This window comes from Opitutaceae bacterium TAV5 (assembly GCA_000242935.3).
GTDB lineage: Bacteria > Verrucomicrobiota > Verrucomicrobiia > Opitutales > Opitutaceae > Geminisphaera.
In genome coordinates this window covers 2,061,380-2,072,534 of sequence record CP007053.1, presented here as the reverse complement: position 1 = coordinate 2,072,534, position 11,155 = coordinate 2,061,380, and the positions used below count along the sequence as shown (strand labels likewise).

The 11,155-nt window shown below is 61.6% G+C and carries 8 protein-coding genes; 3 read left to right on the top strand and 5 right to left on the bottom strand.

Features of this window, described 5'->3' with window-relative positions:
• Window positions 1–4: 4 nt before the first annotated feature.
• The 3 genes from OPIT5_09200 to OPIT5_09190 form a co-directional block, all read right to left on the bottom strand.
• Window positions 5–1,408, bottom strand: a complete 1,404-nt coding sequence (locus OPIT5_09200; GenBank protein ID AHF90350.1) for a dehydrogenase — start codon at window positions 1,406–1,408, stop codon at window positions 5–7.
• 233 nt (window positions 1,409–1,641) lie between these two features.
• Window positions 1,642–3,645 (bottom strand): hypothetical protein, encoded by a 2,004-nt coding sequence (locus OPIT5_09195; GenBank protein AHF94248.1) that lies wholly within the window; start codon window positions 3,643–3,645, stop codon window positions 1,642–1,644.
• Between the two features lie 139 nt (window positions 3,646–3,784).
• Window positions 3,785–5,377 carry a hypothetical protein gene (locus OPIT5_09190; GenBank protein ID AHF94247.1) on the bottom strand — a complete coding sequence of 531 codons (1,593 nt, stop codon included), beginning with the start codon at window positions 5,375–5,377 and terminating at the stop codon, window positions 3,785–3,787.
• A 252-nt stretch (window positions 5,378–5,629) separates the two neighbouring features.
• Here OPIT5_09190 and OPIT5_09185 point away from each other — a divergent pair, with 252 nt between their 5' ends.
• Entirely contained in the window at window positions 5,630–6,379 is a 750-nt protein-coding gene (locus tag OPIT5_09185; protein ID AHF94246.1) for a hypothetical protein, read from the top strand.
• Window positions 6,380–6,427: 48 nt separating this feature from the next.
• The gene (locus tag OPIT5_09180; protein ID AHF90349.1) at window positions 6,428–7,723 is read left to right on the top strand and encodes a hypothetical protein; all 1,296 of its coding nucleotides are present in this window, start codon (window positions 6,428–6,430) and stop codon (window positions 7,721–7,723) included.
• A 110-nt stretch (window positions 7,724–7,833) separates the two neighbouring features.
• Here the strand turns inward: OPIT5_09180 and OPIT5_09175 are convergent, their stop codons facing one another.
• Window positions 7,834–8,985: a hypothetical protein gene (locus OPIT5_09175; GenBank protein ID AHF94245.1), complete on the bottom strand. Its 1,152-nt coding sequence runs from the start codon at window positions 8,983–8,985 to the stop codon at window positions 7,834–7,836.
• A gap of 110 nt (window positions 8,986–9,095) precedes the next feature.
• Window positions 9,096–9,869 (bottom strand): hypothetical protein, encoded by a 774-nt coding sequence (locus OPIT5_09170; GenBank protein AHF94244.1) that lies wholly within the window; start codon window positions 9,867–9,869, stop codon window positions 9,096–9,098.
• Between the two features lie 99 nt (window positions 9,870–9,968).
• Here OPIT5_09170 and OPIT5_09165 point away from each other — a divergent pair, with 99 nt between their 5' ends.
• Window positions 9,969–11,078 (top strand): hypothetical protein, encoded by a 1,110-nt coding sequence (locus OPIT5_09165; protein AHF94243.1) that lies wholly within the window; start codon window positions 9,969–9,971, stop codon window positions 11,076–11,078.
• The last annotated feature ends 77 nt before the right edge of the window (window positions 11,079–11,155 follow it).

Sequence of the window (11,155 nt, the reverse complement as noted above, 5' to 3'; positions counted from 1 at the left end):
CATTCTACGCGAGGGTAGCGGGGGCGGTAAAGGAATCCGCCTGGGTAAGGCGGGCCTTGCGACGGCGTTCATCGGCCTCGTGGCGGCGGCGGGCAATCCAGGCGCTGACGGGAGCGATCTCGATATCGTCGGTGATGCGTGGCATGACGGTGTGGTCAGGGGTATCCAGGCCGGGCACGAGGTCATCGATGAGCATCTGCCGGCCGGTTGCGATGGAGTGGTTGGCTGCGATGCCGATGAGGATGGACATGGCGCCGGCGCGCTCATCTGCCGCGCGGCGGCAGGGATCGAAGGGCGGGGCGGCGCCGAAAAGGTCCTCCAGGAGAACCGGGTCGGCGCCGCCATGGCCGCCGACGGCATTCGCCACAGGCACTTCATACATGGGGCCGTTGTGCGGATAAATGCGGAAGGGGGTTTCACCCCTGGCTTCCAGACGTCCGAGCGTGCCGTGGAAGGTGATGTTCATGTACTCCTTGTCGCCGAAAGTGACGAGGTTGTAGTTGACCATGGCCCCGGATTCGTAGCCCACCAGGGCATGCATGGTGTCGGGGATATTCACTGCCTCGCGAAACACGCAGAGGTCGTTATAGTAGTGCGGATCGAAATCGCCCGCAAGGCGCTGACCGGGAGGCGCGGGGTTTTTTGCGCGGATGTTGCTGTAGAACGGGCAGAGCGTTGCTTCGAGGCAGCCGGAGCAGCGCGGACCGCAGTTGCGGAGACCCATCCGGGCGGCCATTGCGGGCGTGAAATAGTTGCGTTTCCCGCACGCAAAAACGGAGCGCGGGTTTTCGCCGATCCAGAAGTTGACGAGATCGAAGTGGTGCGTGGCCTTGTGCACGAGCAGGCCCCCGGACTGTTCCATTTCGGCGTGCCAGCGGTTGAAGTAGGAGGGGCCGTGAATGAGGCCGAGATTGTAGGTGAACACGACCGAGGTAATGGCGCCGATGGCTCCCTCCATCAGCAACTCCTTGATGCGCGTGCTGCGCGGCATGTAGCGGTAGTTGAACGCGACCCGGCAGCGGCGTCCTGTGCGGCGGCGTGTATCAATAATCCGGCGACATCTGGCCGCGTCGATGGTCATGGGCTTCTCGGTGATCACGTCGCAACCGAGCTCCATGGCCCGGCAGATGTAGTGGTCATGGGTGCAGTCCTTGCTTGTCACGAGAACGACGTCGGGGCGGTGGGTGGCGATCATCGTGTCGAACTCATCCGCGTGCCACGCGGTGATGTTCGCGCCGAGGTTCCCGAGATCCTCCATGGCGAGTTCGAGGGCGATCGGGTTGATGTCGCAGATGGCCACGAGGCGGGTGGTGGCCGCATGCTCCTTCAGGATGGCGTGGGTGTAGAATTTCGACCTGCCGCCCACACCGACAACGGCATAGGTCTTTGCACGAGAATTGGTTTGCATGAGAGTTGATGAAGTTGTGCGAAAACCGGATACGGGTTCTCCCCCTGTTTTGCGGGGGAGCTGCATGCTCTTCCCGGCACGGCTGTGATACAATGAGAGGGAGCCGTTAATGTAACATCGATGCGCGGCGTCCCCCCTCCCCCCGGAGCCTGCGAACTTACGTTCGCAGCTACAGGGCGCGGGCTGTCTGAACAGGTACGACGCTCCGCACTACAAAACCCCTGAGGGAGACGTCATTTTTTGACTGGTCGGGTGACGACGGGTTTGAGGGGAGGGTTGTCGTCGCGCCGGATTTTTACGGCCCGGCCAATATCAAGTATGGTATTCTTTATGTCGATACGCGACGAGGCGGAGTCGATGGAAATGGCGGCGGCGAGGTCGAGGCGCGGTTCGCGGACAACAAGGCCGTCAACCACAACATTTTCGCAGTTGTGAATGCGCAGGGCGCGCCGTTGCGGCTGCTCCGGACCGGAGAAGCGTTCGCTGTCGGGGTATGCGACGATTTCGTTGTTTCTCACGATCGCTCCGGTGACGTTGCTCAGCCAGATGCCGGTGACGCCGGGTTCGAAAATGCGGTTGCCCTCGATGAGCACGTTGTCGATCTGGCGGGAGGTGGAATCGGGGAAAAGCATCACGCCGATGGCGGCATCGGGATGATTTATGTGTTCGGTGACGCCGCGCATATGGCATCCGCGAAAGACGTTGTTGCGGATGGTGATGTTGCGCACCATGCCGCCTTGGCCGTTGTAGGTGGATCCGATGGACTGGCGAAGGGCGATGGCATTGTGCATGTTTTCGAAGGTGTTGCCTTCGATGAGGGTGCCGTCGCCGGCCATATGCATGATCGCGGAGCGGAGCCCCCCACGGAAGGTGCTGTTGCGGATGACGGCACCCGGGTTGCCCGCTTCACGGCTGTAGAGCAGATCGTCCGGTTGCAGTCCGGGAATGGGGCGATCGAGAAGGATGCGCTTGGGGGCTTTGCTGCCACCGGGCTGGTCGAGTCGCAAAACACGGGCTTCGCCCTTGATCCGGGCTTCGGGCACGGCGTAGGCGTAAACGGTGTCGCCTTCCGCCACGCGGCCGCGGTTGATTGCGGAGTTCACGCTGCGGTCCACGAGAATTTCCGTGGCGGAGGTGATTTTGTTGATGGGGAGCGGGTTGCCGGAGATGTTGAACATGTCGTCCTGGATGCCTTCAAAAAACGAATCCTCGACCCGCGGACCTCCGCGTGTGGCACGGACATGGATACAGTCGGATGTGCCGACGACAAGCCGGCCGGGTTTGAGCCGGGCGGCGAAGCGTTTGAGTTGCAGGTTGTCGGCGGAGGAGGCCGAGACGACAAATCCGGGCGAGGCGTGGACGGTGACATCTTCCAGCCGCACGTTCTGCCCGCCGGCTTCGATCAGCGGGCCGCCGCCGACTTTGGAGGAATAAACCAGGGTGCGCCCGGCTGTCACGGCTTCGTCAAGAGGCGCCCTGGAGGTGATGCGAAAGGTGCGCGCTCCGGTTTTTTCAAAGGAGAGGATATCCCGCACCGAGTTGAGGCGGGGACGAAATTCGTACTGGAGGAGAGGCACGCCGCGACGCGCACGGTCGCAGTTTTCCCGGGATGATTCGCCGAAGATGATGAGCCGGTTTTGCCAGTCCGACTGCGGGCCGAAGGTCAGCCACGGATACGTGCCGAGGAGCGGAAAGCCGTCGGGAATTTCGATGTCGAAGGTGCGTGCGTTCCGGTTGACCGCCAGGATTTTTCCTTGGGTGAAGGGCAGCGGATCGAGATCGATGGTGACGCCGCTGAGCGTGCAGTCGAGGGAGCCCTGGAAATCGAAAAGCACCGCGCGCGGATCGGTGACGAGGAGTTGCGTGCCATCGCCTTTGAGGTGGATGCCTTTCGCGCGTCCCAGATCGAAATAGGTGAAATGGCGCTTGTTGAAAGCCTTGGTGGTCTGGACCGGTTTTTCGGCGAGTTCTTTTTCCGAAAGCCCCACCCGGTAGGTGCCGGGAGAGAAAACGACCTGTGCACCGGGCCCGGCCTCGATGGCGGCTTTGAGGGCGGACCGGATCGCCTCGCAGTCATTGATCGCATCATCCGGCTTCGCGCCGAAATCATCCACATGGAAGACCGTTTTGCCGTCGTTGGTGGCGGGTGTGGCCGCAGGGGAGGCGGGAAGAGCAGCGGTTGCGAATGTCCAGGCGATGCTTGAAAGAAGGGTGATAAGCAGGATTTTTTTTGGCATGTTGTCACAGAGGTGTTGTGGCTGCCCCCCCCCGCCGGGAGAGGGGAGGGGAGACGGCAGACGGCAGGAAAAATGAAAATATGCCGCGGCAGGAATCGCCGCGGCAGAATTTGAGAGAGTAATGTTTTTTGTGAATCGTTTACATCCGGAACCGGCGAATGCAGAGGACAAGTGCGGCAATGCCTCCGAGTGCAAACGCGCAGGTTGACGGCTCGGGGATGGCGACGGCCACCAGTTGCACGCTGTCACCGGTAATGCGGACCTTCCAGTTGCCTTGCCACGCGGCGAGATCGTCCTGCACGACAAAGTTGCTCGCAACGATGCCGGAAACATCGCCCTGGAAGATGGTGAAGGTGTCGTTCTCGTTTACGGTGCTGCCGGCGAGGGCGTTGATCGAAATCTGGACGGGATCGCCGCCGGAGAAATCAATGCCGCCGGTGATGGTGTACAGATCGGCATTGGCTGTATCCACAAAATCCCACTGGATCGTTGCATCCCCGAGGGTCAGGAGTTGGTCAAACGTGAGCGTACCGACTGAACCGACGCCGCCTGCGGCGAGCTTGCCATTCGCGGTGACGAGGCCGGTAAAGCTGCCGTTACCGCCCAGCGTGGCAACGCTGCCCACGAGGACGTTGGCGCTTTTTACGGAGGTCGGGCTGCTGGCGTTGAGCAGCAGGGTGCCGCTTTCGACGGTGGTGTCGCCTGTATACGTTACGACGGAGTTTGCGAATTCGACGGTGCCTATACCACGGATGGTCAGATTGCCGTCCCCGGTGATCGAGCTCTGAACAAGGATCCTGGCGGCGGCGGCGTTGGTATTGGTCGTGTCAAACACGGCGTCGCTGCCTCCGCTCAGCAGATTCAGGCTACCGAGGGAATTGGCGACCGTGAGCAGGGAAGAGTCGCCAACACCGATCGTGCCTCCACTCCAGTTGAACGCTCTCGTGCCGGCACCGCCACCGCGCAACTGGCCGTTGTTCCCCCCCGTGCCAATCCGGAGTTCCCCGCCGGAGAGGTTGTAGGTGCCGCTGCCACCGTTGGCGGACTGCACCTCGACTCCGCTTGCGCTGATCAAACCGGCGGTGTGGTTCACCACGCCTGTGGAGTTCCCCGTGCTGTTACCGTGAGCGATCCGGAAAATATCGTTCAGCAGGATTGATCCGCCGGAGACATTCAGTTCTGCGTTCGTGGTCGCGGATGAGCTGCCATTGGTGCCGCCGACGTAGAGGGATGTCCCGTTGATCGTACCTCCGGAGACATTCATCGCTCCTTTGGAACCACCGCCGCGATTGAGAAAAATGGTGTTGCCCATACTTACGGTGCCGCCCGAGAGGGTGAACGTTCCCGAGGTGTTTGCTGTTTCCGCGAGCAGCAGATATCCACTGATGCCCAGGGTTCCGCCGGTCATGGTGACGGTGCCCTCTGCGGACGTTCCATTGGCACCGACATTGCCGATAGTCAGCCGGGTTATGCTGATATTGTCACCGGCGTTTATCCGGGCATGGGCAATGCTTGCCCGTGTGCTGTTGGCATCACTTTGCCCGACAGTGGCGGTGTCAGCGCTTCCGGGAAGATTCGAAGATTCCCAGTTGCCTGACGCGCTCCAGTCGCCATCCGTGACACTGAAATAGCGATTGGCTGCCTGGGCGGATGAAAAGATGACAACTGCCGCAGTCACGACCAACGAGGTTTTGATTCGGACGGGCAAGCAGGAGGGTTTCTGTGCTTTCATGATGATAGGTTGGTCTGATGGTTAGTCTTTGTGTTCAGGGTTCGATGCGGAGACGCCACACGCACGGTGTTGGCAGGCGAATCCATGTTCCAGCCAATGCCTCCTCTCGCCGGGTTCAATGAAACCGGCCTGTTAATGTAACAAAGGGAAACCCTCTCCTCGCTCCCCTGCACACTGCTGTCTGCCCGGAACGGTTATCGACTGTCGTTGGGCGGGATCAGCTTGTTACATTAACAATCCAGAGAAATTGGCATGGCCATCCGGAGTGTCGATTATCCTGATTACATTGTTCGCCGCCAAAACCGGACACATCCCGACATGAACTTTCTTCCCCGAATTCACCCTGCCCGCAAGTGCGGTTTCACCCTTGTCGAATTGCTCACGGTGATTGCCATCATCGGCATCCTTGCGGCGCTGAGCCTGGCTGCAATCGGACGCACCCGCGAACTGGCGGACAAAGCCAGGTGCATCGCCAACCTTCGTCAACTCCATCCGGCCATCCTCCTGTTCGCCGCCGATCACAAGGATCACCTGCCGGGCCCGAACAAAGGCACCGATTCCGAAAACCCCAACATCATCTGGAGAGGCAGCGAAGGACTGCCGGCGTATGTATTCGGGCTGAACAACAAGACCAGCAACAAAGGCGTGTTCAGCTGCCCCTCCGCCCGCAAAAAACGCGGCGTCTCGGGAGCGCAACCCTTCACGTATGGATGGAACGACTACAACCGGAGCGAAAGCGACAAACCCATCCGCCTGAGCGAAGTCACGACGCCATCGCGCACGACGTCCCTCATGGATGGCGTCTGGTCATCGGAGAGCAGTTGGTACTTCGAGGTGAACATGACCGAGGGCTCCTCAAAACAACTTGTCAAAGAAGACGACTATGTCCACCGGGGCAGTGTGAACGCCTTGTTTCTCGACGGCCACGTCGAGACACGAAAACGCGAACAGGTGCCTGTCGATCCACAGAACCTTTTCTGGAAATATAACGGAAATCCCTGACGCCACCGCTGCTGTTGCCGTCGCCCTCATGTCCTCACCACTCTCATCATGTCCGCATCCACCGAATCCTCCCCCCCTGCCATCATCCACGACGCCACGACACCGTCCGCTTTGCTTGAGCTTGCCGCGCCCGCTCTTGTCCCGCCCGTCCTCCAGGGCTCCGGAACATCCGTGCCGCCCATCACGTATCCGGAACTTGACTATGGGATGACTATCGGCACCGAACGCACCCGCGGAGGCCGCCTCTGGGTGTGCTGGGTAGGCGGTGGAGATAGCGAAAAGGCATTCTTCGTCCTCGCCACCAGCGATGACCGCGGCGCCACCTGGTCTTCCCCCCGCCTTCTGATCAACCCGCACGACGAAGTCCGCCTCGGCATGGCGCGCCGCGTCATCGTCGGCAACCTCTGGCTCGACCCGCTCGACCGCCTCTGGCTTTTCTTCGACCAGTCAATGACCTACTACGACGGCCGCGCCGGCATCTGGTTCACCCGGTGCGACGCCCCCGACGCCGCCATCCCTGAATGGACGCCGCCCGTGCGCATCGGGCACGGCTGCTCGCTCAACAAACCCATCGTTCTCTCCTCCGGCGACTGGCTTTTGCCCGCCTCGCTCTGGGATCGCAACAAACTTCGCCACCCCACATCCGCTCCCTTCATCGAGGCATTTCACGAACTCGACAACGAGCGTGGCGCGGGTGTCCTCGCCTCCACTGACCAAGGCAAAACCTGGGCGCGGCGTGGCGGGGTGCGCATCCCCAGGCCGAACTTCGACGAAGTGAATCTCGTCGAACGCCGCGATGGCAGCGTCTGGCTCACGGCCCGCTCCGCCTCGGGCGACATCTGGCAAAGCACCTCGAGCGATCGCGGGGCGACATGGGTGCCGCCTTCGGAGACGGGCATCCTCAACGTCAGCGCGCGCCACTTTGTGCGCCGCCTGCGTTCCGGCCGCCTTCTGCTCGTCCGGCACGGCGAACAGATCGGCGTGCGCACGGAAAAACGTTCCCACCTCGCCGCGTTTCTTTCCGACGACGACGGCCTTACTTGGCGTGGCGGCCTCCTGCTTGACGAACGCGAGGGCGTCTCCTATCCCGATGGCGGCCAGTTCGACGACGGCGTGATTTTCATCTCCTACGACCGCAACCGTGACACGGACGGCGAAGTCCTGCTCGCCCTCTTCACCGAGGATGATGTGATCGCCCGGACCTGTGTATCTGGAAACTCGATACTCGGGCGGATCATTACCCGTCCCGATCCCGCCGCGGTCGCCGCCCGCCATGCCCGCGAAGCGTGCGGACCAGGCGCGGCAGACATGAGTCTGCCCATGAGCGCGGCTGTCTGTCACTGAAAACACAACCGCCCCACCATCCCTTCCGGCGGGGCTTTTTTGCCTGGACGGAGCGAGGCCTCTCCAGAGCCCGCTCCGGCCCCCCCCCGGCCTGCATGACACCAGATACGTTACTTCGTTTCGATGTCGGGGCCGCCGCCCATCGCGCGGACCTCCTCGACGGTGGCGAGAAGGCGCTTCATTTGCGGATGACCGGGCTTCCAGGCGCGGATCTTTTCCAGCACGCCGTTACCTTTCGGCAGTTTCACAAGATTGGTGACGGTTGTTGTCTCCAGCGGAAGTTCGGACTGCGCCTCGGCGCGGCGGTTGGCGGCGGAGAGCGAATCCGTGATCGTGTATTTCCCGTTCTTGCCCGTCATGCAGAAACCGGGTTCGCCGTTGAACGCCGATATGCAGTTTGTATAGGAGGTGAGGCTCTTGTTGATATCCACCACCGATGATGCATTGAACACGAACAGGCAGTCGTGGAATTCGGCCTGCATCGCATCGTGCGAACTCGCTCCCTCGTCGCCGCAAAACATGGCAGAGCTGTTTCTGATAACAATGCCTTCGCCGCGCCCATGGAGGTTGAAGCCGTCGTTGCCGGCTCCACGGACGTTGAGGTTGTTGATGTGCCACCAGAAAGAAGAGACAAAAGCGACTCCGCAGATGGTCGGATGCTGCGGCAGGCGCAGATCCGTGAAGGGAGGGCTGGCCGCGGTGTCTGCAAACCGGAAACGGAAGCGTTTTCCCGCATCGACGGTTACGGTGGCGATGCGGTAGCCGGCCACTTTTTTATCCGCCACGTGAACGGGGCGCCCTTTATAGAAGGCGATGGCGCGCTGGCGAAACACCTTTTCCGGAGGAGCGTTTTCAGCCAGCCGGGGCGATTCGAGAATCCAGTCGTCGCCTTCCCGCGTCCAGGGGCCGGCGGATATGTCGGTGGAGACGTCGATCAGGCAGTCGTTGCCCTCGAGCGTCACCGGGGCTTCCTTCGTGCCGCTGTGTTCGCGCTTGATCACCACTTCTTCCCGGTAAGGGCCGCTGCCCGGATTCAGGAAAATGACATCTCCGGGACGGACCTGGTTCACGGCCGCCTGGATGGTTTTCACCGGCCCGTCCCCGGCCTCCGGTTTCGGTTGCGCGCCGGTCCAGACATCGGAGCCGGTGGTGTCGTCGACATAAATCGTGCGCGCCGGCAGCGCTGCCACGCTGACCAGCATGGCCGCCGTAGCGAGAAAACGGTTACAGGAAAAAATGAGGCGAGGCGGAGAGGTGTTCATGGCGTGATATCGGGACGTGGCAAGGGCCGGAGGCCGGTTTGTCGCCCCACCTTGGGGCGGGAAGAGGCGGAGGGAAATTCCGGCGTTCTGTTAATGTATCAAACTTCGCCCTAGCTTCGCCATTTTTCGGGGCTGCATCCGAATTTCGTCTTGAATGCTCGCGAAAACGAGCTCGCGCTGCCAAAACCGCAGGCTTCGCCCACCGTGGAGAGCTTCACCATCGGATCTCCCATCAGCTGGATGGCGCACTGGAAACGCATCTGGTCAAAGGTCTGTTTGGGCGAGGAACGCAGGATTTCGTGGAAAAGCCGGCGCAGATGCGCAGGCGATACTCCCACGGATTGCGCGGTGCGCTCCAGGGACGGATTCTCTGCCATGTGGCTGGCAAACCATTTCATCGCATCGCTGACTTTTTTCCGGGCGGAGTGCGCGGGTATCCCGTAACGGGAATCCGGATGCGCCTCCCATACCAGCATGCCCAGCTCCGAAAGCACATGCTCGTAGCACATCACCATGCCGGGAGCAAAATGCCGCCAGTAAGGCTCGGCCTCCTCGGCAAGCTTCACCAGCCGGCGGGCCTGCCGCGGCGTGAGAGGGATCTCCAGGTGTCCGCCGGGTTTTACGAGGCCTTCCAGGAGCTGCGGCACATACTGGAAGTGGAAAACGAGTACCGTGGCCGACTCGTGGCCCTTGCCTGTCCAGCCATGCAGGTGCTCGGGAGGAAACAGCCACAGGGTATTCTTTTTCAGCGGCGCCGGCCCCTCCGGGAGCACAAGGCCGATGGAGCCGCGCACCACCACCTGGAATTCCCAGAAGTGTTTCCGGTGGGGCGCCACGGGCTCTTTCCCGTAAAATCGCTTTCCGTGCACGAGGTAGATCAGCATGGTTTTGAGCGAACAGGGTCTCCCGGACTGAGCGAAAATGTCAACAGGATGAGCGCGAGGGCTATCGCAAAAAAAGCGCCGATCGGGTTTACTCTGCGCATGACCCCGACCGACCTTCTGCCCTGTTTCCCTTCCACCACGTCATCACGGGGCACCGCGACGGTTTTTGCCCAAAGCAGCCGGGCCTCCATGCGTGCGGTAGCCGATCGGGCGGGCGTCTCCGTGATGACGGTTTCCCGCGCGCTGCGAAACGATCCCTGCGTCCGCAAGGAGCAGCGCGAGAAGATCGAGCGCATCGCCAACGATCTCGGATACCGGCCCAATGCTTTCCTCGGCCGCTATCTCTCGATCACCAAACAGACCCGGGCGGAGACCTCGGGCAATGTCGTCGCCCTGCTCCATTGCCGCGACAGGACGCGGGATGAAACCGGCGACGGCCTGCACGGGGAGGAAGCGCTGGGGGAGCATTTGCCGTGGGAGTTTCTGAAAAACCATGCGCAGACCATGCGCCTGAAGGTGGAGGTTTTCCCGGTCGAGAACAGCAAGGCATCCGTCGCGCAGGTGTTCCGCATCCTCCGGGCGCGGGGTATCCGGGCGGTTCTGGTGCTGCCCGGCCACGAGCCCCACGCCATGGAATCGTTCTGTTTCGATCCCTTCGTCGCCGTATCGCTCGGTTTCGGGAACATCGGCGAGGACCTGAATCGCGTGGGGACGGACATCATGACCGGATTTCGCCATCTGACCGCCTGCTACCTGGCGCGTGGCTGCCGCAGGATCGGCCTTGCGATCACCCACAAGGAAGACGTGAAGGTGAACCACGGCTTCAGCAGCGGACTGCTCCGCTTTCACAAGGAAATACCTGCCGGCGACCGTGTGCCCGCGCTCTGGCTCAAGGATGATCCCGGGCGCGCCGCTGACGTCGCCCGCTTCACGGAGTGGTTCAGGAGCACCCGTCCCGACCTGGTCATCGGAGACGAGAACCGCTTGCGTGCCTGGATGGATGCCGCCGCCATTCCGGAAAAGCAGCGCCCCTTGCTCGTTTCTCCGGACTGGGCGCCCGGACAGACCGTCGCCGGCCTCAACCATCGCCGCGATCTCGCTTGCCGTTTTGCGGTGGACATGCTGACCACCGGTCTCATTTCGAACCAGACCGGAGTGCCGGCCAACGCCATCAGCATGCTCGTCTCCGCCGAACTTGCCGGGATCTGACATCGTCCGCTTTCCGCCACGCTCCCTTTTTCCCTCATCCCCATTTCTCTCTGTTCATGAGAAAACCAACCCCCAGG

Coding starts and splice junctions, on each gene's coding strand:
- OPIT5_09170 (AHF94244.1), bottom strand. CDS start 9,869: ATGCTGATCTACCTCGTGCACGGAAAGCGATTTTACGGGAAAGAGCCC.
- OPIT5_09180 (AHF90349.1), top strand. CDS start 6,428: ATGTCCGCATCCACCGAATCCTCCCCCCCTGCCATCATCCACGACGCC.
- OPIT5_09195 (AHF94248.1), bottom strand. CDS start 3,645: ATGCCAAAAAAAATCCTGCTTATCACCCTTCTTTCAAGCATCGCCTGG.
- OPIT5_09190 (AHF94247.1), bottom strand. CDS start 5,377: ATGAAAGCACAGAAACCCTCCTGCTTGCCCGTCCGAATCAAAACCTCG.
- OPIT5_09175 (AHF94245.1), bottom strand. CDS start 8,985: ATGAACACCTCTCCGCCTCGCCTCATTTTTTCCTGTAACCGTTTTCTC.
- OPIT5_09185 (AHF94246.1), top strand. CDS start 5,630: ATGGCCATCCGGAGTGTCGATTATCCTGATTACATTGTTCGCCGCCAA.
- OPIT5_09165 (AHF94243.1), top strand. CDS start 9,969: ATGACCCCGACCGACCTTCTGCCCTGTTTCCCTTCCACCACGTCATCA.
- OPIT5_09200 (AHF90350.1), bottom strand. CDS start 1,408: ATGCAAACCAATTCTCGTGCAAAGACCTATGCCGTTGTCGGTGTGGGC.